Raw genomic sequence first — 21,040 nt, forward strand, 5'->3', positions numbered from 1 at the left:
GGTTGTCCGGCCCGGTTATAGAGAGAGCGATCATAAACAGAGGGAGTGCGGAAAAATGATAACTGTTGCGTTGTTAAGCAAATGGCATGTCCATGCGGTCGATTATGCGAAGGAAGCGATGGATCATCCGAATCTCTCCATTCGACTGGTATGGGATGAAGATCCGGAACGGGGCAGGGAATGGGCGCGTGAGCTTGGCGTGCCGTTCGAAGCGGATCTGGACGCGGTGCTCGGAAATCCGGGGATTGACGGCGTGATCGTCACTGCCCCTACCAATATCCATAGAGACGTTATGGTGAAGGCGGCCCAATACGGCAAGCATATTTATACGGAAAAGGTTTTGGCGATTACGCTGGAGGAATGCGAAGAAATATTGGCAGCCGTAAAAGCGAATCAGGTGAAATTCGTGATTTCCCTGCCGAGAATGGTGCTGCCCTATACCCGGCTGGCACAGCAAATGCTGGCTGACGGCGCGTTGGGCCGGTTAACGACGGTGAGATGCAGGTGTGCGCATAGCGGCGCCGTGCCTTACGAAGGGCACCCCAACGGCTTTCTGCCGGCGCATTTTTTCGACCCTGAGCAATGCGGCGGCGGCGCCTTGATCGATTTGGGCGCACATCCGCTCTATCTGTCGAACCGGCTTGCAGGTCCTGCCAGGGCGGTAACGGCGCGTTTGACGACGTATTACGGGCATCCTGTGGATGACAACAGCGCCGTGATCGTCGAATATGAATCGGGAGCGCTCGGAATTCTTGAAACGTCGTTCGTTTCAAGCAGCAGTCCGTTCCTGCTTGAGCTGCACGGAACGGAGGGGAGCTTGCTCGTCGAGAACGAGGGGGTGCGGTTCAAGCGCGCGGCAGACGGGGATGCGTGCTGGATCGTGCCGGAGCTGCCGGAGGCGCTGCCGAGTCCGATGGAGCAATGGGCCGAAGCGATTCTAAGAGGCGCTCCGACGGACATCACGGAAATAGATGCTTGGAGACTTACGCAAATCAATGAAGCGGCGGCGGTGTCGCACCGGGAAGGCAAGCGTGTTGTAATCGGTCATTCGCCGGTTCACGCTTAACGTATTGTGCCGATCGTCAAGGAAGATTAAAATGGATGGGAGACTGATTGCAGACTCAGCCATAAATCCAATCAACGTTCTGGGCAAAGGGGAGCCGTAATGGCGAAAATGACAGATGTGGCCAAACTAGCCGGTGTATCGCCTTCGACGGTCTCCCGGGTATTGGCCGGCGGCGATGCGGTCACGGCGGATAAAAAGCAAAAGGTTCTGATGGCCGTTGAGAAACTGAACTATAGGCCCAACAGGCTTGCGCGCAATCTCCGCAAATTGGAGACGAAGACCGTCGTTGTCGTCGTTCCCGACATCTCCAATCCTTTTTTTTATGAGATCATTCGGGGGATGGAACGGGTCGCGCAGGCAAAAGGGTACCACGTTCTGCTGGGCGACACCCAATTGAACAAGCAAATGGAAATCGAGTACATCGAATTGGTGCGGGACAAGCTGGCCGACGGCGTCATTCTGCTGGTGGCTCAAAATCCGCAGGAGCACATCATTGAAGCCTCGAAGGGCCTGCCGATTGTCGTCGCTTGCGCGTTCATCGACGGCGATGATATACCGACCGTGAATATCGACCATTTCAACAGCGCCATCGACATGGTGAATCATCTGGTCTCGCTGGGTCATCGAAGAATCGCGTACATCAGCGGACCGTTGAAAAATAACCGCCTCAGCTCGTTCCGCTTCGAGGGCTACTGCCAGGGATTGTTTCAGAACCAGATCGAAATTGAAAAGCAGTTTATTGTCGAAGGCAATTTTACGATTGAATGCGGGTACGACAAAGGCCGTGAGCTTATGGAGCTGCCGACAAAGCCCACCGCCATCTTCGCGGCAAACGACGAAATGGCGATCGGCGCCATCAAAGCGATAAAAGAACTCGGTTACAAGGTCCCTGAGGATATTGCCGTGGTCGGCTTTGACGACATTAAATTGTCGGCGTACATCGAGCCGCCGCTGACGACGGTCGCCCAGCCCAAGCAACAGATCGGGGCGGAAGCGATGGAAGTATTGCTGCGCTGCATCAACAATGAGACGTTGAGCAGCCAAGAGATTATCCTGGACAGCGAGCTCATCGTTCGGGAATCGTGCGGCAGCCATCTCCGTCATACGTAATACGGTTGAATGACACCGGTTGTTTGTGAGAACCAACCCCGTTGTTGCATCAGATCTTTAAAGGTTACGCCGAATGTCGCTTTGGTCAACTGATATTTCATAAACATCATTCCCACGTCCGGCCTTACCGCTTCGGTGAATCCCCTGGCGGCGGACATTATTCCGATAACCAAGTTGTAAGCGAGTAAATTGGCGGTCTCCTCGTCGGTCAATTTTGCTCCTTCGGGAATGTCTTTATAATCGAAGATCGGTTTTTCAGGCGTGGTCGGGGGGTAGCGGCACCCCTTCTTTTCTTAAAAACTGTTCCAATTCCTGAACCATCGGTCTGTGAACATGTGTAAAACCAAAGATTCATGACTTCCCCCACATGGAGCGGCGGTTTTTTACCGTCGAGAAACGGTTTTATCGCGTCCTTAAAGACTTCAAAAGGATTCATTTGTTCCCCCTCAATGGATGTGTTGTAATTTCCTAAACAAATATACGCTAACATTGAATGATCAACTGTAGATTGTGTATTTTTGAATAATTATGCAATAAGCATCCTGATTACTGTTCAAACACGATCCCGCATAATTCTCTCCACGATTCCCGGGGCACAAATAGCGGCATAGCGGCCAGGAACCTTTTTTTAAAGCGAGGTAATGAAATGCGGACAGAACGGGAAATGCTGGCCTTGATTTTACAAACGGCGGAGCGGGATGAACGAATTCGCGCAGTAGCGATGAACGGCTCCCGAACGAATCCGAATGCGTCGAAGGATCCGTTTCAGGATTTTGACATTGTTTATCTCGTTACCGAAATCGAATCTTTTATCCGTGACCGCAATTGGGTCGATGTGTTCGGTGAACGAATCATTATGCAAACGCCCGAGTCTTCGACGCTGTTTTCGCCGGAACCGGGCAGGCGCTTCACCTATCTGATGCAGTTTGCCGACGGAAACCGAATTGATCTGATGTTGGTTCCTTTGGAAGAGAAGGATTCGTACTGCAACGAGGATAAGCTGACGGTTATTTTACTGGATAAGGATCGTTGTCTGCCGGCAATCGCGGCTCCGACCGATGAGGACTATTGGGTCAAACGCCCGTCAGCCGAGCTGTTCGCCGATTGCTGCAATGAATTTTGGTGGGTATCCGTTTATATCGCAAAAGGCTTGTGGAGAAAGGAAATCCTTTATGCGCAGGAGCATCTTAACCGTTACGTCCGGCCGATGCTCATCAAGATGCTGGAGTGGCAGGCTGGCATACAAACGGACTTCTCGGTCAGCACCGGGAAATGCGGCAAATATTTGGAGAAATACGTTTCCGATACAACCTGGCGGAAGCTTCTTTCTACTTTTGCCGACGGAAGCTATGAGGGGGCATGGAAGGCGCTGTTCTCGATGGGCAACCTGTTTCGCAATACGGCAAAATACGTTGCAGACCGTTTGAATTTTGATTACCCGGATGAAGAAGATGAGCGTGTTACGGCATATTTAAGGCATATTCAGCATTTGTCCCCGAATGCCACAGAAATCTATTGATTTGTGTTTTTTGACCTGTCTTTTTTTGTGGTATAATGGAAAAGTACTTGGGAGGTAATCGAAAGGCGGTAAACGGTATGAGTGTAAACCGTGAAGAGTTAAAGCGAATGATCGACCAAATCCCCGAGCAAGACGTGCTCGAAGTATTTGATTTTATCGGATATTTGAATATGAAGCGGGAAAGAAACGATCTGCAGCAATTGGATGCCGAATCGCTTTCGGAGGATGCAGATCTCATTCGACAAATTGAACGAAGCCGCGAAGACCGGGCGAATGGACGCGTATTCGGTCAGGCAGAGGGACTTGAATACTTGCGCAGCAAGGTCAAAGAACTTGAGAATGAACAGAACCTATAGCGTCTATTGGTCGCAAACAGCGTTGGATGAACTAAGTCGTATTCTCGCCTATCCGCCAGAGGTGAAGGAAAAGATTTATCTGGATTCTTTTACGCGGCTTTTATTTACACCGACTCTTACTGCAAAGCAAATAATGACAGGCAAGTTGAAAGGCTATTGGGCAAGATTAGGGCTTTACGAAGTTATTCTTGTATTTGACTTAATTCAGCAGAAATGCTGGGCTCCTTGCCTTAGCTAAATAATATTGGGGTTTTTTAGAAGACCACAACTTGCGCTGGTCTTTTTTTGCTGCTTTTTACAACAACTCAACATGATCTTCTCTTACAATAATTTTTCATAATTCTGTTTATCCAGATGAATAACTCTGATCCGGCAAGCGCCACCGAACAATTTAAGGATAAGGTGGGAACAAATGTCCGAATTATTGATATTGGGTACGAGCGCCGGCGTTTCGACGGTGAGCCGTCACCATTTCAGCATGGCGGTCAAGAAGGACGGCCGGCTGTATCTCATCGATTGCGGCGGTCTCGTATGCATGCTGCTTCAACAAATGGGAGAAGACCCGCGCAACATCGACAACTTGCATGGCGCGGGCATCGATCCGCTGCGGCTAGTTCATGGCGGTCCAGCATCCGGGAGAAGAAACGAAGGACCCGAATAACCCGACCAGCCGCTGGCCTTACCGGGATATCCCGAGACCGTCCGTCGTCGCCATATCCAGGCAATGATATTAGGCTGGTCGCTGTGCGCCTGTTTCAAATTTCCGCGGCGGGCAGTGTGATCTCAACCGTCGTTCCCCGGCCAAGCTGGCTGTCGAACAGCAGACGGCCGCCGTGCGCCTCCACGATCTTGAAGCACATCATCAGGCCGAGCCCGGTGCCTTTTTCCTTGGTCGTATAAAAAGGCTCGCCGAGCTTCGGGATTCTTTCTTCGGGTATGCCGCCTCCCTGGTCGTGAAACCGGATGCGGATTTCCCCGTGAGCCGTCCCCGTTGTTTCGACTTCCACGAAAATCGTCCCGCCCCCAGGCATCGCCTCCATGGCGTTTTTCAGCAGATTGATAAATACCTGCTTGATCTGGAACTCCGCGCAGTGAATGAAAGGCTCCGCAGTGTTGGGCTTCGTCTCGAGACAGATGACGATGCCGCGCAGATTCGCTTCCGCACCCAGCAGTGTGATCACCTGTTTCAGGATGCGTCCGACATGGGAGCGCTTGAAATCGGTCGTTTGCGGTTTCGCGATCATGAGGAAATCCGTCACGATGTTGTTGATCAAATCGATCTCGGACAGCATGATGTCATAGAACTCGCTTTTACTTTCGTGTCCGGCACGCAGCAGCTGCACGAATCCCCGCATGGCGGTCAGCGGATTCCGTATCTCGTGGGCGACCCCGGCAGCCAGATGGCCGATCATGTTCAGCTTGTCGGTCTTCCTTAGAAACTCCTCGGTTCGTTTCTTTTCGGTAATATCCCTTGAAATACCGGCGTATCCGGTAATGTTGCCGGCCGCGTTTCGTACGGGGAAGACGGTCAGGCTTACGTCGATCAGCCGGCCGTCTTTGCATTGCCGAACGGTTTCATAGTTTTTAATTTGCTCGCCGGCGAGAATTTTCCGGTTGAGCGCTTCCGCCTGCTCGGCCATATGGCTCGGGATAAAAGGCAAACCGCGGCCGAGCACCTCCTCCGCGGACCAGCCGTATATATGCTCGAAGGCGGAATTGACGCGGATGATTTTGCTTGACAAATCGACGACATCGATCGCATCGAGGCTGCTCTCAAAGAAAGATTCAAGCAGCTCCCTGGTCGAGCCCAGCTCGATTTCCGCTTTTTTCCGCTCGGTAATGTCGACGCAGGAAGCAATGACCTCCACCACCGTCCCGTTCCGCTTTACGGGCCGCAATGAAGCGAGATAGCGTATGTTGTTATACTCGCCCTCGTACGTGACTTTTTCTTCACCTGCCCAGGCGCGCCGGTAAAAGTCCTCCTTGACCGCTGCCGATTTGTCGGGAAACAATTGGTAAAGATCTTTGCCGACAACTTGGCAGGGAGTAAAGCCCAGCTGGTAGACGAGCTCTCCTTCGCATAACGTATGGATGAAGCGGCCTTCCGTTTGTTTAAACTTGAATGTCATACCCTGCTGCAGCCGGATGGTTTCTACAAGATTCAGCTCAGGCTGCAATTGTTCGTGTTTCTCCAAGTGCGGCACTCTCCTGTTAAAGTTGCATTTTGCAGTAATAAAATACGGTGAATCAGCGAATTTGCCCGGAAGGCAAACCGATACTAAGCGGCAATACCGGAATATTGGCTCAAGCGGTTCCGGCGGCGCGGACATAAAATACTCTATCAAACTATCGGAGGTGTGAGGACCGGTGATCCGATCGAACGTGAAAACCTATCGCTATCGCGTAGGAAAGAACCATTACATCATCATAAAGGTCAATCAATTGGCCGTGGGGAGAACGGAGATTGGCAACGTTCTGGCCAGCAATGCCGTAAATGTGCAAATTTTGAAAAAAAGAGGCCGCCGCTGACGTCATAACCGGGCAACATACTATTACCACTTTACCAAGGAGGTGATAGCGATGAGTGGGAAAAAAGAGGCAAAACCATAAGGAACCCGGCGGTCTTTCCGTCTATATGACGTTTGTCATACCCGCGACTTGACGTTTATGACTGCCGTACGGGAGCTGTATTTTCTATAATGACGATAGGAAAGTCCGTCCGTCGCCATCATACAACAGGCACGCGCGTCAAATCGAGGAGGAAACCATGAACCGGCCCGAAATCGCACATCTGAAAAAAAATGTCGCCCCCTACGAGCAAACCGATACGAAGGCGAGCGTCCGGCAGATCGTCAACACGATCGGACCTTTGCTGCTGCTCTGGTACGCCGCTTACTTGAGCCTCTCCGTATCGTATTGGCTTACTCTTCCGATTATACTGGTCACGGCCGGGTTTGTCGTCCGCACGTTCATTCTTTTTCACGACTGCTGTCACGGATCGTTCTTGCGAAGCCGGCAGGCTAACGAAATCATCGGTACCCTTACAGGTATTATTACACTCGTTCCTTATGAGCAGTGGAAACGAAGCCATTCGATCCACCACGCCACGAGCAGCAATCTTGACAAACGGGGGATCGGCGACATGTGGATTCTTACCGTAGAAGAATATGCGGCATCTCCTTTGTGGCGCCGAATCGCTTACCGCATTTACCGCCATCCGGTCGTCATGTTCGGGCTTGGACCGATTGCCATTTTCCTCGTCGATTACCGTTTCAACAGTAAAGGAGCGAAGCGCAAGGAACGCATCAACACCTACGTCACCAATGCGGGCATTGTCGCGCTGTATGCGCTGCTGATCTCGGCGGTCGGCTGGCAAGCTTTTCTGCTGATTCAGGGTCCCGTCTTCTTCGTCTCCGGCCTGCTCGGCATCTGGCTGTTCTATGTGCAGCATCAATTCGAGGATTCTTATTTCGAGAAGGAGGATGAGTGGAGCTATGTGAAGGCCGCGGTGGAAGGAAGCTCTTATTACAAGCTGCCGAAGGTACTGCAATGGATGACCGGCAACATCGGGTTTCATCATGTGCATCATTTGAGCCCGAGGGTGCCGAACTATAACCTGGAGAAGGCCCATCATGCGACGCCTCCCCTTCAGAAAGCGACGACCATTACGATCGGCGCCAGCCTGCAGTCGCTTCGCTTCCGTCTGTGGGACGAGCGTAACAAAACCTTCGTCAGCTTCAGCGACGCAAGGCGTTTGTCCGTGAAAAGCCGATCCGCGGCGGACAAAGTGAAAAGACAAAATCCGGGCTTTCAAGGAAAATAACCTGACGTCAACGGGTATAATTCTATACAATAGTCGTATCGGTGAGACGTATCGGCGAAAAGCAAAGGATGGGGGCGGCCATGCAGAAGTGGTACCAGATTTTTCAGAAAAATACGGGTCTCAGCCCTTATGTATGGGTCGTCTTTTACATCCTGCCGTTTTATTTCATCTTTCGTTCCTCCTCGACCTATGAGGTAGTGATCGGCATTCTGATGATTATCGGATTTTTCATTTGCTACGTGCTCTCATTCGTTTCGCGCGGGTGGATGGTTTACTTCTGGACAAGCGTGCAGATATTGATTTCCATCACGATGACGCTGCTATTCGGCTATGTTTATTTTGCGCTGTTTCTGGCCTTCTTCATCGGCAATATCCAGAACCGGATCGGTTTCTTTACGTTGTATACGATTCATCTCATCAGCACGGTCGTCACGATCAACTACGGGTTCGTTTCGCAAAATCCGGTTTTCATTACGCAGCTGCCTTTTGTGCTCGTCAGTCTGATCGCGGTCATTCTGCTGCCTGTCACCACGTACAACCGCAACAGGAGCGATAAGCTGCAGGGGCAGCTGGAGCATGCGAACAAACGGATTTCCGAGCTGGTCAAGCTCGAGGAGCGCCAGCGGATCGCCCGCGACCTGCATGATACGCTCGGCCAAAAGCTGTCGTTGATCGGGCTGAAAAGCGACCTGGCCGGCAAGCTGATCGGCACCGACCCTTATCGGGCGCGGGCCGAAATCGGCGACGTCAGCCGGACCGCCAGAACGGCGCTCAAGGAAGTGCGGGAAATGGTGACCCGGATGCGCGGCACGAGCATGGAGGACGAGATTTACCGGATCAGGCAGATCCTGAACGCCGCGGAGATCCAGTTCACGCTCGAGGGGGACCCGAAGCTGACGGACACCTCCCTGTTGAACGAAAATGTGGTGAGCATGTGCCTGAAAGAAGCCGTAACCAATGTGGTGAGGCACAGCAGCGCGACCGCCTGCTCGATCTCCGTCGAGCCGTCACCGACCGAGCTTGTTGTCCGGGTGAAGGACAACGGGATCGGCATCGGCGGGGCGGAAACCTCGCGTTTCGGAAGCAGCGGCATTCGGGGCATGAAGGAACGGCTTGAATTCGTCAACGGCAGCCTGGAGATCGGATCGGACGGTGGAACGACGGTCGTCATTAAGGTGCCGAATGTGGTGCAGCAGCCGGAGAAAGAGAAGGGGGCGGGGATATGATACGGATCGTTATAGCTGAGGACCAGCGGATGCTGCTCGGCGCGCTTGCCTCCCTGCTGGACCTGGAGGAGGACATGGAGGTCGTGGCGCGGGCGAGCAACGGCGAGGAAGCCGTAAGGCTGGTTCATCTTCATAAGCCGGATGTATGCGTGATGGATATCGAGATGCCGGTGCGAAGCGGGCTGGACGCAGCCGAGGAGCTGAAGGGCTCGGGCTGCAAGGTGCTGATCCTGACGACGTTCGCGCGCGCCGGTTATTTCGAGCGCGCGATCAAAGCCGGCGCGCACGGTTATTTGCTGAAGGACAGTCCCAGCGAGGAGCTTGCCGATTCGATCCGCAGCATCGTATCCGGGCGGCGGATTTATGCTTCGGAGCTGGTGGATGACGCATACGGCCAGGAGAATCCGCTTACCGACCGGGAGAAGGAAGTGCTGGGGCTGATCGCGGACGGCAAAAACACGAAGGAAATCGCCAGCCAGCTGTACATCACGACGGGCACCGTGCGCAACTATATTTCCGTGATTCTCGACAAGCTGGGCGTCAGCAACCGGATCGAAGCGATTACGCGGTTCAAGGAGAAGGGCTGGTTCAAGTGACGTATTGTGCGACGCCGGCTTCCGGCCGCTAATGATTATAAGCCCGCAGAAAACGGTTGCATTCGACAGCATTGCATGTTAGTATGGTCTCAATAAATTAATCGATTAATTTTTAGCCGCCGTCTTCCAACGATGACGTTCAAAGGAGAAGGTATGACCAGGATCAAGGATATCGCTCGGAGAGCGAACGTTTCCACAGCCACGGTGTCGAATGTGTTGAACGGAACGGGCAGCGTCAGCGAGAAGACGAGAGCGAACATACTCAAAGTCATCGAAGAAATGAATTATCAGCCCAACCATATCGCCAAAAGCCTGAAAATCAAAAAAACAAAAACAATCGGCGTTATTGTGGAAGACGTCACCTCTTTCAATTCGGCCGAAATTATAGACGGCATCAACGAATATGCGGAAAATGAAGGGTTTTCCTTGCTGCTCACCAACATGCGGGTATTTAAACGGCTGGGTCAGGAATACAAGGATGATGAGGTCGTCAGACAATTGGCTTCCCAGGCGTTCCAGGAAATATTGAACAAACAGGTAGACGGCTTGATTTATGTCGGCGCGCATCCTCGCGACGTAACCCGGATGATCGAGAGCAACGAGCGGATTCCCGTTGTGTACACCTACTGCTACACCTCGCGTGACGAGGATTATTCGGTCAACTATGACGATCATCTGGGCGCCTATGAAGCGACGAACTATCTGATCGAGTCGGGACATCGGCAAATAGCGGTAATCAGCGGGGTTTTCAATTCCAATTCGTCACGCGAACGTTTTAACGGCTATTACCAGGCGATTATGGACAACCGGTTGATGTTCGATCCCGCCCTGATCAAGACAGGGGACTGGGAATTCGAATCGGGCCGCCGTCTTACGGCGGAGCTTCTGGCCGCGGACAACCGCCCTACGGCCATCCTGGCGATGAACGACAACATGGCCGCGGGCGCAGTCAACGCCTGCAAGGAGCGGGGGCTTCGCGTTCCGGAAGACCTGTCGATCGTAGGCTTCGACGACCGTGAATTCAGTTCCTATACCGCCCCCCGGTTGACGACCATGCGGCTGCCGCTGCACGAGATGGGGGCGGAAGCGATGAAATCGGTAATGGACATATTGGCAGGCAATGAAAGCGCTGCAAAAAGCAAAAAACTGAAATGCACGCTTATTGAGAGGCATTCCGCCGCTCAAGCTCCCAAGTAACAGGCAGCAAACCAATTTTTTTTCAGCAGCAAATTAATCGATTAACTTATGCTGCATATTCCGTCCGGGAGGGGATGCTTATCGACAAACAGTGACCGAGCTTGCCGAGCACAAACGGCATACGTTAAGGGAAGTCCGGCAAAGCCGCGAGTTTCCGGTCTTGCATTCAATCCAATTTGAGAGGGGTCAAATTCAATGTCTTTTACGGGTAAACCGGCAAAATCATGGGGCAAGACAGGTGTTGTATTGGCGATTTCCGCACTGGCGGTCGGCTTGTTGAGCGCTTGCGGGAGCAAGGATGCGGAAGGGAATGCGAACGGCGCATCTTCGAATGCGGGAGGCAACGAGGGCAAAACCATTACAATCGCGGCCGAGGCCGGCGGGCCTTACACGGAATTTTACAAAAAGCTCGCGCCTGAGTTTACGAAACAAACCGGAACCAATGTGCAATTTCAGGAAATACCTCACGACAATATGTACGAGCGCCTGGTTACGGAAGCGGCGGCGGGCACGGGCGCGATCGATATTTTTCAGACCGACCAGCCATGGATCGCCCAGTTCGCCAAGCAAGGATTCCTGGAGCCGCTTGACGACCGCCTGACCGAGGAGGAGAAGAAGGAGTTCGCTCCATCCGCTTTGGAAGCGGTGTCTTACGAGGGCAAGATCTATGGTCTTCCTTATCTCGTTCATACGCCGATCCTGTACTACCGCACGGATTTGTTCGAGAAAGCGGGATTGACCAAAGCGCCGGAAACGTGGGATGAATTTCGCGAGTATGCTAAGAAGCTTACCGATAACGCCAACGGCATTTCGGGCACGATCGTGGAAGGCAAGCAAAGCGGGGAGCCTGTCACCCATTTGATGGACAGATTCCTGCAAGCCGGCGGCAAGGTGTTGGATGGCGATAAAGTCGTGGTCGACAGCCCGGAAAACTTGAACGCGTTCAAGTTCCTGACGGGCATTCAGCTGGAAGACAAAAGCAGCCCGGCAGGCGCGGTAAGCTACGACAACGCGGACGCCCACAACATGTTCATGCAAGGGAAAGTGGCGATGATCATGAACTGGCCGTACATGTATACGCTTGCGAACGATCCGGCGCAGTCCAAAGTAGCCGGCAAGTTCGCGGTCGCTCCGCAGCCTGCCGGCGCCGAAAAAACTAGCGCTATCTGGAGCTGGGGGCACGGCATTTCATCCAGCTCCAAAAACAAGGATGCGGCGATGGAGTTCGTAAAGTGGGCGACCAGCCAGCAAGTGCTGGAGCAATTCGGCAAGCAGTTTATCAATCCTGTCGTCAAGCCGGCTGCCGTTGAAGCGTTGAATGCGGACAGCACGATGAAGGAAGAGGACAAGAAAGCGATCGCCGTTATGTCCGAAGCGGTCGATTACGGCCAGAACGTGACGACCACGCCTGTGTTCCCTGCCATTCAGGAACGCCTTGCGCTCTCGCTTTCCAAAATCATGACCGAGCAAACGACACCGGAAGAAGAGCTGAAAGCCGCACAGAAAGATATCGAGGCTATCGTGGGCCAATAACCCCGGCGCAAGCAATCCGGAAGGACTGCATCGCCCCGCTCGCTGCAGTCCTTTTCCGTCGGGCGGACCCTCTATCAAATCAGTACGAGGAGGATACCGCATGTCAGTATCCGCAATGAAAAAAACCGGCAAGCATGACCGGTCCCGCAGGACCGCGGGAATTCTGTTGACGCTGCCCGCCCTGCTCGTCATGGCGGCGACGGTCCTTTATCCGATCCTGTGGTCGTTCAAGCTCAGTATTTATGAATCGCAAGGCATGATGTCCACCGGCGCGTTCGTCGGCTTAAACAACTATTGGAAGGTGCTTCAATCGAGCCAATTCCAAAGCGCGCTTATAAACACCCTTGAATTTGTGTCGGTTACCATTATTGTGGAGCTCATTATCGGCTTCGCGGTCGCGCTGGTGCTCAATAGAAGCTTGCCTGGCACCACGTTTTTTCGGATCATTTTCACGCTTCCGCTTATGATCGCGCCCGTCGTATCCGGCCTGCAATGGAGATGGCTTTTCGCCGACCAATATGGGGTTGTAAATTCGCTGCTCAAGCTTGTCGGCATTGACGGACCGCTCTGGCTGGGCACCGTATGGGGCGCGCGGACGGCGGTACTTATCGCCAACGTATGGCTGGCTACGCCATTCGTTATCCTGATTCTGCTCGCGGCCATGTCGTCGCTGTCAGAGGATTTGTACGAAGCGGCCCGACTGGACGGCGCCAACGCCTTTCAAATCTTCCGCACCATTACGCTGCCGCTGCTGAAGCCGGCGATTCTGATGATTCTGGTCGTTCGTCTGTCCGACGCGTTCCGCGTGTTCGATATCGTCTATATTTTAACTCAAAGCGGACCGGGCGGATCGACGGAAGTGCTCAGCACGTACATTTACAAAAATACGTTTACCGGGTTGAATTTCGGGCAAGGCTCCGCCGCTTCTTTCCTGGTTATGCTTCTGATCATGATCATCAGCTTCGTCTTATTCCGGCTTCTGCGGCCAAGGGAGGATAGAGCCTGATGAATAAAATACGTTTGACGAACCTAGCGGCCTATCTGATCCTGATGCTGATGTCCGTATTCGTTCTGTTTCCGTTCGTTTGGACCTTCTTGACGTCCATCAAGACGGAAGTGCAAATGTTTGCCATACCGCCGGTCGTTGTTCCCGAGCCGCCTACGCTGCAGCACTATCAGGCGATTATCGAAGAAGGCAAATTCCAGTCGTTTATGGGCAACAGCCTGACGGTTGCGCTGGTCAGCACGGTTCTCTCTTTGGCTATAGGGATTCCCGCTTCCTACGGCTTCGCCAAGTACCGATACCGGTTCAGCGGGATGCTGTTTGCCGGCGTAATCGCCACGCGGATGTTCCCGCCGATTGTGCTCGGCGTCCCATTCTTTCTGATGATGCGCCAGCTGGGTTTGATCAATACCGAATTGGCGCTGATCATTACGTATTTGCCCTTGCAGCTCACCTTGGTGATCTGGATCCTGGAAGGCTTCTTCCGCCAGCTGCCGAACGAAATCGAAGAGGCGGCGGAAATCGACGGCCTGAGCACGCTCGGCAAGTTTTTCAAAATCGCGGTTCCGCTGTCGCTGCCGGCGGTGGGCGTTGCCTCGATATTCAGCTTTCTCGCCGCATGGAACGAGTTCATGTTTGCACTGACGCTTACGCGGACGCAGGAGGCCCAAACGATGCCGGTCGGGATCGCGGGTTATGTCACGACATTCCAGACGTTCTGGGGCAAAATGTCGGCAACCGGCATCCTTTACATTATTCCCGTTATCCTGTTCACGATCATCGCCCAAAAAGGGATGATAAAAGGGCTGACGGCGGGAGCGACCAAAGAATAAGAAGGGAAGATCAATTATGCAAAAGCTGTCGTTGAGATGGGATCAAGGGCCTTCCGGCCAAACGCCTTTTTTTGAGTTCTGTGAATCGCAGCAGGAAACCGTGCGGGTTCTCCGCATTCCGCAGCCTGTATGCTTGGACACCTGGCGCGCAGGAGCCTCCAAGGAGGAAATCGCCGAGCATACAGCGGCTTATTCCGTTGTGAAGCAAACGGAGAACGGCTTTCTGTGCGAAGCCGAGCTGGATGCCGGAGGCTCCCGCATCCGGGTCGTGGACGAATGGCTGCAGGCGGAAGACGATACCTGGCAGGTGAACCGGAAGCTGACCGTCCTGCGGGGCGCCGGCGCGTCCGGCTTCCGCCTGCGGCTGGACGTGGTGACCGCGATGCGGGAGGCGACGGATTTTACCGATCTGAAATATTTTGCCCCGCCTGCGCTGTATGACAAGAACGATCTGGACGAAGACGGCCTGGAGGATTATCTGAGCACCCGAAACCTGATGTACCGGGAAGACCGGTTAAATATGCTGGCCGTGCTCGTCTATGATGAGAAGCGCCGAATCGGCATGAGCTTGCTGCGCGCCGACCGGCCGGCGTGGGACGAAGTACCGGACCGGCCGGACAAGGAAAGACTGTTCCTGCAGAAGACGGATATCGGCAGCCTCGGCGTTTGGAAAGCGCCGGTTGAAGGCAGCCAGATGTCGCTCCGCGCCGCTTATCCGTTCTATGAAGGCGAACGCTGCCACGCGTTGTACATGAAGGAGCGCCCGGATTGGGGCTCGTTCTGGCCGGCGGAGACGGGCGAAGCCTTCGAGGTCTCGTACGGCATCCGTGTGGAAACCGCGCCCCTATTCATCGACGCGGTGTGGGGAACCTACACGCGGCGGATGAAAGATCTCGGCTCGACTCCGGTTCCTTTGCCGGCAACCGCGGAGAAGCTGAACGAATACCGACTTGAGGCGCTGGATCGTTACTACATCGAGAAGAGCGAAGAGGAAGACGCGAACAAGCCCGCCGGCTATGCGTTGAACTGCCATCCGCAGAACGGCGTTCAGCTCAGCAACATCATTCAGTTCGGCTTCACCGGACAGAACATTCTGAGCGCCTACAATTCGCTGCGCTTCGGCCTGGACAACGGCGTCCCCGATTATGTGGAGAAAGCGCAAAAGGTCGTCGATTTCTTCGTGGAGAAAGCGCATCTTCCGGAAACCGGCATGTTCTATAACCTGTACAGTGTGGAGAAAAAGAGCTTCGACTTCTGGTGGACCGGCCTGCTGCTTCCGCTGGCCTATGCGGAAGGAGAGCGGCTTCGCGAGCTGATGGGACCGCTCTATGAGCACCGCGAGTTTGTCATTAAAGCGCTGAGAGAGAAGCAGGGCTCCTATCTCCGCTGCATGAACGAGGACGTGCATGCGCTCATGCTGATCTACCGCTTTGAACAGTCGCAGGGCAGAGAAAACAAGGAGTGGCTGGAAGCGGCGAAGCGGTACGCGGAATTCCTGCTCCGCACGCAGGAAGTGGATGGTACTTGGTACCGCGCTTACGATATCGAAGGCAAAGCGATTACCGACCCGCCGATCTGGTTCGGCACCACGGTCTACGAGCAGAAGTCGTCGACGGCCACTTCCATTCCGCTGCTGATCGAGCTTTATGAAATTACCGAAGACGAGCGTTATCTGGAAGCGGCCAAGAAAGCCGGACGTTTCGTGCGCGAAACGATCGTGAAGGGCATCAAGTTCAACGGCGGCATTCATGACAGCATCTATGCCAAAGGGCAATTGATCGATAACGAAAGCATCTACTTCCCGATGATCGGCTTGCTCGCCTTGTACAAGGCGACCAAAGACCAATATTTCCTGCAGGGCGCGCATGACGCGGCCAAATTGAACGCTTCCTGGACCGTGCTGTGGGACGTGCCGCTCCCGCCGCAAAGCACGCTCGCCAAATTCGGCTTCCGCAGCACGGGCATCGGGGCTTGCGACACGCCGGGCGCGGGCTATGTCCATCCGTTCGAGCTGTCGGGTGTGGCGGAGATGGTGGAGATCGCGGTATTGACCGGCGATTACGATATGCTTCGCGTAGCCGAATTGCTCTGGCACGGCTGCAACCAGACGGTGGCTACCCCCGAGAAGGATTGGGGCTACGCTTATACCGGTCTGCAAGAGGAAGGTTACCTGATCAGCTGGTGGGCATGGGACGACCCGATGTTCGGCGATACCGGCTTCGGACAGCGCTGGAAAGGCGAGGGCAACAAAACCTGCTTCCCCTGGATTCCGGCCGTTGCCGTCCATTGCTACTGGAAGCTTTACGACATGTTCGGAACCGCGGACTTCAACGCGATCCGGGAGCAGATTTCCGCACGGCAGGGCGTTGCGAACTAGGCGAAACGGGCGCGCCGCGCCGGCAGGCGGCGGCTGCGTCCGGATATAGACATATAAGGCAGGAGTGAGCCTATTGGAATCCATCAACAATGCCGCATTTACTCTTCAAGTGTCGGATCGGGGCTTTATCGATAAATTGCTTATTAACGATGACGCGAACAGCATGAACTGGGTGGTCGATCCGGCCTATATGGAAGAAGTCGGGTACCCGGACGAGGATAAATTATTCGGACACTTCGATGTGACAGCGGGCGGCAAGGAATACGGCAGCATATCCGTGCAGCCATTGCTGACGCGGACCGGCCCGAACGGGAGGACACTGAGCCTCGCTTACGCTTTCGACCGTTTTGACGTTCGGATCGCCTATGATCTTGAATCGGACCAGGCATCGCTGCGCTGGCATATTTCGCTCCATAACCGCAGCAGCGAGGAGCTGGCCGTCGACGAGTTTCATGTCTGGTCCGCGCTTGCTTACATCATGTACCGCGATCCGGATGTGAGGCGGAACATCAGCCAGTCGTGCGCCGCCTTCCCTTCCATCTCCAGCGGCTTCAGCAAAATCGCGGCCGTGCGGAGAAGTGGGCAAGGCCCGCATCTGGGCGTATATGCCGTCAAGGGAGTCACGCGCTCGGTAGGCACGTACTGCCGTTTCGAGAACAACTTTTTCAAGAACGTGTCTCCTTCGCTCGACGGCATCCTGTTTCACAAGCTTGTTTTGGCGGGAACGGGCAGCGACGACCCGCGGGCCACGGCTTCCGACTGGATTTACTGCCCGGACGGCGCGGAGCCTCTTGTCTTGCAGGCGGGCGGCACGGCGGAGTGGGAATATATTATGCTTCCGTTCGCCGATGAGCGGCAGTTTTACGAGAACGGCTTGCGCCTCGGCCATCCGCTCGTCGAATACAGTCCGGCCGCCGTCGCGGGCGGCACTTTCCAAGCCTTATTCCACCTTCCCGAAGAGCGCAACCTGCGTGCGGTTTGGATAGAGTCGAACGAGGGCGGGCGACTGCTGCGCACCGATGCGTCCGGACTTGTGAAACGCACGGATAACGGCGGCTTTGAGCTCGTCGCGCCCATGGCGCACCCCGGAGAGCGCAAGCTGGTCGTTGAACTGGATAACGGGAAAACCGATTTCGTCGTGTTCAACGTCATGGAGCCGGCGAAGGAAATGATTGAAGCCCGCGCCGATTATATTTGCCGGAATTTGTACCAGGATGAGAACGCCGCAACGCCGCACGTCTTCCTGCCGCTGTCCAACCAGGGCGAATCGCTGGGCAAGCTGAATCTGGTTCTGATGAAAAACCTGATGGGAACCTATGATGCGGACCAGGTGCGGAAGGTCGAGAACAGCGCCGTTCTGTATATGAAAACGAAGTGGTTCGAGAACGGGGATTTCTATCGTCCGGCCAAGCTGTACGGGGCCGGCGATTTTTACCGGATCATCGATTTCGATTACGTTGCGCACGTGTATTATCTGCTGTCGAAATTTCAGCCCGGCCAATTAAGGCATGCGCGGCCGGACGATTACCTGAAATGGGCGGCTGAAGTGATGATCGTCCGACTCGACGAGAAGCTGCATGAGGACGACCGCGAGAAAAAGGAAACGCAAATGCTCGGGGTTTACATTTTATTTATCAAGGACCTGCTGCAGGATTTGGCCCGGCGCGGTATGGCCGGCCTGCACGAACGGCTGTCCCGCCTGTGGACGGACGCCGGGGAGCGGCTGCGGCTGGAAACCGGGCAGTACAAGGGCGCGGTCACCGAGCATTTTTACGATAACGCGGGGTTCGGGCCGACCTGCGAAGCGCTTTGCTTGCTGGGACATAAACCGGAAGCGCAGCGTTACGGCGAACTGTTGCTTGCCAACATCGGCTTCAGCAACGATTTCCGGGCGCAGAACCCGGACCGCTGGTGGGAATCGTTGTCGTATATGATCCATTCGCTGTGGGGCGGCATGGTGTCCGCTTCCGCGCTCGTCGCTTACGAGCACCTGCGTGACCCGGAATATCTGAAAGCCGCTTACCGTGCGGCTATGCCCGTATTCTACTGCTACGATTGGCATGCGACGGCAACCGGCAAAAAGCTGGAGCGCGGTCAGGCCGCTTCCACCTACAGCGTGGCGGGACCCAACCTCAATCGTCCGGATTTGTCACGCAATCGGTTCGGCCAATCCGTATTTGCCGAGGACGGCGGATTGTTCGCCGAGCTGTTCGGCAACGCTTCCGGCGACGATTGGGACATGGGCGAGGAGCTGGCCGCCTATCTGGCAGGCTTCGGCACCAAGACGTTTCTTTATTACCAGGACGGCGAAGTGCGCTGTGTCAACGGTGAAATCGTCAAGCGTGGCGACCGGTACGAGGTGACCAGTTATGCCGCCTATCCGAGAGAATTTCATTTTTATGAGGCGAACGCTTCTTTCCAGGCCGCACCGGGCGAGGAAGTGCGGACGGTGGTGTTTGAGGATGGACGATTCAGCCATCCGCTGCTGAACGTTAAGGGAAATCAATAAGCCGGCGGGAAGACAGCTTGGGCGGTTACATGACCCGTCCGGCTGTTTTCTCGTATCCGACATTGCCGAAAGAGGGATGAAATATGCAGCTGCAAGCCGGACGTTTTGCAATCGGTGAGCTGAAGGACGGGGAACGGGCACTTTTGCCGCATGGCGGAAGCGTGGAACGTCGTCGATTCGTTGACGGGAAGGGCGGCGAGCTGACGATTCTGGCCGTCGATAACGGGCAGCTCGGCATAACCGTTCTGTCCGAGAGAGGAATGGAGATCGGCGAAATCCGGCTCGGCGGCGAGCTCATGAGTTGGAACCGCGACATGAAGCATCTGCTGCATCCGGACCATGTCGACCTGCGGGAGCGGGGCGGCACTGGGTGGCTGGACGGATTTTACTCGGCGGTGGCGTCGATCGGGCCCGAACTGTTCGGAACGCCTGGAGAGGGCTACACGCTGCACGGGACAAGCTCCTATTCTCCGGCCGATCCGGAATCCGTCTCGGTGAGCTTCGATGAAGCGGGGGTTACCGTCACAGGTCGGGTCGTATGCATGGGGTATGAGAGGGAGCCGGTTTTTGAGAAGACCGTTCGAACGTTTTCCCGCTGGAACTCCGCCGTCATGCTGAGAGAAGAAACGACCGTCAACCTGTCCGGCTCGGACCGAACGCTTGACGACGGCCATCATATTCAATTATGCGGGCCTTATCTGCACGAAGGCGGACGCTATGTGCTGCCGACCGCGAAGCGGCATATGCTGCTGCGGGACAGCGCGCCCCCGGAGGACGATCCGCTGCGGATTCCCGCCCTGCGGGACGGCAAGCGGCCGATTCGCTGCTACCAATACGTGCCTGAGCCGGTTGCCGGTTTGGAGCGGATCGGGGAGATCGCTTCATACCTACCGTCAATGGACAACGAAGTCGGCATGACAGCCGAAATGATCGTGAACGACGCCTTCGATGCGGCGGCTTTCGTGATCCGGCCGCTTGACTGTTTCCCCAGGTCTCTGATCGCCAAGGAAATCGGCGAGAGCTTCCTGTTCGCCTTCGAGCCCTGCCGCACCAGGCCGAACCGGATGTCGCAGAAGCATGCGGACGGCGAAGCGTTCGTGCTCGCGCCCGGCGCCGCCAGCCGTACCGCATGCCTCATCGGTGTGACGCGCGATAAAGCTGTGATCGGAGATTTGGAGGAGGTTATAGTGAAACGACAATAATGGACTAATCCGTCACAGCCGGAGAATGTCGGTGGATTTCATCCAAGAAAGCCCCCGTAATTCTGGGGTGATGAGATTCGTTTGGTCTGAATCCAATGGCCTGGTCAGAACTTTTTATCACAACAAATGCTGCAATAATTCTTCCTTTAGCTCATAATAGCGGATACTGCCGCCCCTCGCGATCGGGGTTAGCCAACCTTTGGCTGCCAAGGCTTGCAGCCATTTGCGGGCGGTTCTGAAATCAACGTCCAGTTGGTCGCATACATCTTTCGGACGGACGGGTTTGCCAAGGTGCCAACACAATCGCAGAACTTCTTTCTCAATCAAAAAGGCCGGTTTCACGGACGAAGTACGCAGTAAATAGGGACTCATCACCAACCGCAGGAGCATCCGGCAATTTTCCGGACGATGCTGAAGGTCGTCGATTGAGAAATGCAGCATTTTCCACCCCATACCGGTGAGAAAAGTATCGCGATTCAACGAGTAATTGTGTTTCTCGCGATCCATGTCTTTCACATGGGACTGGAAGCCGTCACCCTCGATTCCAAATTGTCCGAAAGGAGGCAGAAATGCAAAATCGATAAATTGCGACTTGCGGTTCCAATCGTAGATTTCGTATTCGGGATGCAAGTCGTTCAGATTGCCGAACACCGGCCACCATAGGTTCTGGAGGAGCAATTTTTCCCCAAA

General features: G+C 54.6%; 18 protein-coding genes. 15 read left to right on the forward strand and 3 right to left on the reverse strand.

The genetic code is table 11. The features are described from left to right. Positions 1–55: 55 nt before the first annotated feature. Both RWM61_RS05040 and RWM61_RS05045 read left to right on the forward strand, forming a co-directional pair. Entirely contained in the window at positions 56–1,066 is a 1,011-nt protein-coding gene (locus RWM61_RS05040) for a Gfo/Idh/MocA family oxidoreductase (RefSeq protein ID WP_313998072.1), read from the forward strand. Between the two features lie 99 nt (positions 1,067–1,165). Continuing rightward, entirely contained in the window at positions 1,166–2,176 is a 1,011-nt protein-coding gene (locus tag RWM61_RS05045; protein ID WP_313998074.1) for a LacI family DNA-binding transcriptional regulator, read from the forward strand. On the opposite strand, the gene RWM61_RS05050 is transcribed toward RWM61_RS05045, so the two are convergent. Next, positions 2,167–2,388, reverse strand: coding sequence for a DUF3231 family protein (locus tag RWM61_RS05050; RefSeq protein ID WP_313998077.1), 222 nt, complete (start codon positions 2,386–2,388; stop codon positions 2,167–2,169). The two genes, RWM61_RS05045 and RWM61_RS05050, sit on opposite strands and share 10 nt — an antisense overlap. Positions 2,389–2,822: 434 nt before the next feature. On the opposite strand from RWM61_RS05050, the gene RWM61_RS05055 reads away from it, so the two are divergent. From RWM61_RS05055 to RWM61_RS05065, 3 genes are all read left to right on the forward strand, one after another. Beyond that, positions 2,823–3,695 carry an aminoglycoside 6-adenylyltransferase gene (locus RWM61_RS05055; RefSeq protein WP_313998079.1) on the forward strand — a complete coding sequence of 291 codons (873 nt, stop codon included), beginning with the start codon at positions 2,823–2,825 and terminating at the stop codon, positions 3,693–3,695. Between the two features lie 107 nt (positions 3,696–3,802). Further along, the gene (locus tag RWM61_RS05060; RefSeq protein WP_313998081.1) at positions 3,803–4,051 is read left to right on the forward strand and encodes a hypothetical protein; all 249 of its coding nucleotides are present in this window, start codon (positions 3,803–3,805) and stop codon (positions 4,049–4,051) included. Between the two features lie 412 nt (positions 4,052–4,463). Continuing rightward, a complete protein-coding gene (locus tag RWM61_RS05065) occupies positions 4,464–4,712 on the forward strand; it encodes a hypothetical protein (protein ID WP_313998084.1) in 249 nt (82 codons plus the stop codon). Positions 4,713–4,806: 94 nt separating this feature from the next. Here RWM61_RS05065 and RWM61_RS05070 read toward each other — a convergent pair whose 3' ends face one another. After that, positions 4,807–6,246, reverse strand: coding sequence for a PAS domain S-box protein (locus tag RWM61_RS05070; RefSeq protein ID WP_313998086.1), 1,440 nt, complete (start codon positions 6,244–6,246; stop codon positions 4,807–4,809). Between the two features lie 572 nt (positions 6,247–6,818). Here RWM61_RS05070 and RWM61_RS05075 point away from each other — a divergent pair. From RWM61_RS05075 to RWM61_RS05120, 10 genes are all read left to right on the forward strand, one after another. Further along, positions 6,819–7,874 (forward strand): fatty acid desaturase, encoded by a 1,056-nt coding sequence (locus tag RWM61_RS05075; protein ID WP_313998088.1) that lies wholly within the window; start codon positions 6,819–6,821, stop codon positions 7,872–7,874. Between the two features lie 80 nt (positions 7,875–7,954). Then, the gene (locus tag RWM61_RS05080) at positions 7,955–9,100 is read left to right on the forward strand and encodes a sensor histidine kinase (protein WP_313998090.1); all 1,146 of its coding nucleotides are present in this window, start codon (positions 7,955–7,957) and stop codon (positions 9,098–9,100) included. Further along, entirely contained in the window at positions 9,097–9,696 is a 600-nt protein-coding gene (locus RWM61_RS05085; protein ID WP_313998092.1) for a response regulator transcription factor, read from the forward strand. The genes RWM61_RS05080 and RWM61_RS05085 overlap by 4 nt, the downstream gene beginning before the upstream one ends. Before the next feature lie 153 nt (positions 9,697–9,849). Continuing rightward, the gene (locus RWM61_RS05090; protein ID WP_313998094.1) at positions 9,850–10,893 is read left to right on the forward strand and encodes a LacI family DNA-binding transcriptional regulator; all 1,044 of its coding nucleotides are present in this window, start codon (positions 9,850–9,852) and stop codon (positions 10,891–10,893) included. Between the two features lie 195 nt (positions 10,894–11,088). Beyond that, positions 11,089–12,426 carry a sugar ABC transporter substrate-binding protein gene (locus RWM61_RS05095; RefSeq protein ID WP_313998096.1) on the forward strand — a complete coding sequence of 446 codons (1,338 nt, stop codon included), beginning with the start codon at positions 11,089–11,091 and terminating at the stop codon, positions 12,424–12,426. A 100-nt stretch (positions 12,427–12,526) separates the two neighbouring features. After that, positions 12,527–13,432: a sugar ABC transporter permease gene (locus tag RWM61_RS05100; protein ID WP_313998098.1), complete on the forward strand. Its 906-nt coding sequence runs from the start codon at positions 12,527–12,529 to the stop codon at positions 13,430–13,432. Further along, positions 13,432–14,262 (forward strand): carbohydrate ABC transporter permease, encoded by an 831-nt coding sequence (locus RWM61_RS05105; RefSeq protein WP_313998100.1) that lies wholly within the window; start codon positions 13,432–13,434, stop codon positions 14,260–14,262. The genes RWM61_RS05100 and RWM61_RS05105 overlap by 1 nt, the downstream gene beginning before the upstream one ends. A gap of 16 nt (positions 14,263–14,278) precedes the next feature. Next, positions 14,279–16,639: a hypothetical protein gene (locus RWM61_RS05110; protein ID WP_313998102.1), complete on the forward strand. Its 2,361-nt coding sequence runs from the start codon at positions 14,279–14,281 to the stop codon at positions 16,637–16,639. Positions 16,640–16,712: 73 nt separating this feature from the next. Beyond that, positions 16,713–19,148: a hypothetical protein gene (locus RWM61_RS05115; protein ID WP_313998104.1), complete on the forward strand. Its 2,436-nt coding sequence runs from the start codon at positions 16,713–16,715 to the stop codon at positions 19,146–19,148. 83 nt (positions 19,149–19,231) lie between these two features. Continuing rightward, a complete protein-coding gene (locus RWM61_RS05120) occupies positions 19,232–20,350 on the forward strand; it encodes a DUF4432 family protein (RefSeq protein WP_313998106.1) in 1,119 nt (372 codons plus the stop codon). A gap of 117 nt (positions 20,351–20,467) precedes the next feature. Here the strand turns inward: RWM61_RS05120 and RWM61_RS05125 are convergent. Further along, positions 20,468–21,040, reverse strand: a 573-nt coding sequence (locus RWM61_RS05125) for a hypothetical protein (protein ID WP_313998108.1), incomplete at its 5' end; no start/stop codon positions are given.

It is taken from the genome of uncultured Paenibacillus sp., from assembly GCF_963515335.1.
Classification (GTDB): Bacteria; Bacillota; Bacilli; order Paenibacillales; family Paenibacillaceae; genus Paenibacillus_I.

Coding starts and splice junctions, on each gene's coding strand:
- RWM61_RS05040 (WP_313998072.1), top strand. CDS start 56: ATGATAACTGTTGCGTTGTTAAGCAAATGGCATGTCCATGCGGTCGAT.
- RWM61_RS05045 (WP_313998074.1), top strand. CDS start 1,166: ATGGCGAAAATGACAGATGTGGCCAAACTAGCCGGTGTATCGCCTTCG.
- RWM61_RS05055 (WP_313998079.1), top strand. CDS start 2,823: ATGCGGACAGAACGGGAAATGCTGGCCTTGATTTTACAAACGGCGGAG.
- RWM61_RS05060 (WP_313998081.1), top strand. CDS start 3,803: ATGATCGACCAAATCCCCGAGCAAGACGTGCTCGAAGTATTTGATTTT.
- RWM61_RS05065 (WP_313998084.1), top strand. CDS start 4,464: ATGTCCGAATTATTGATATTGGGTACGAGCGCCGGCGTTTCGACGGTG.
- RWM61_RS05075 (WP_313998088.1), top strand. CDS start 6,819: ATGAACCGGCCCGAAATCGCACATCTGAAAAAAAATGTCGCCCCCTAC.
- RWM61_RS05080 (WP_313998090.1), top strand. CDS start 7,955: ATGCAGAAGTGGTACCAGATTTTTCAGAAAAATACGGGTCTCAGCCCT.
- RWM61_RS05085 (WP_313998092.1), top strand. CDS start 9,097: ATGATACGGATCGTTATAGCTGAGGACCAGCGGATGCTGCTCGGCGCG.
- RWM61_RS05090 (WP_313998094.1), top strand. CDS start 9,850: ATGACCAGGATCAAGGATATCGCTCGGAGAGCGAACGTTTCCACAGCC.
- RWM61_RS05095 (WP_313998096.1), top strand. CDS start 11,089: ATGTCTTTTACGGGTAAACCGGCAAAATCATGGGGCAAGACAGGTGTT.
- RWM61_RS05100 (WP_313998098.1), top strand. CDS start 12,527: ATGTCAGTATCCGCAATGAAAAAAACCGGCAAGCATGACCGGTCCCGC.
- RWM61_RS05105 (WP_313998100.1), top strand. CDS start 13,432: ATGAATAAAATACGTTTGACGAACCTAGCGGCCTATCTGATCCTGATG.
- RWM61_RS05110 (WP_313998102.1), top strand. CDS start 14,279: ATGCAAAAGCTGTCGTTGAGATGGGATCAAGGGCCTTCCGGCCAAACG.
- RWM61_RS05120 (WP_313998106.1), top strand. CDS start 19,232: ATGCAGCTGCAAGCCGGACGTTTTGCAATCGGTGAGCTGAAGGACGGG.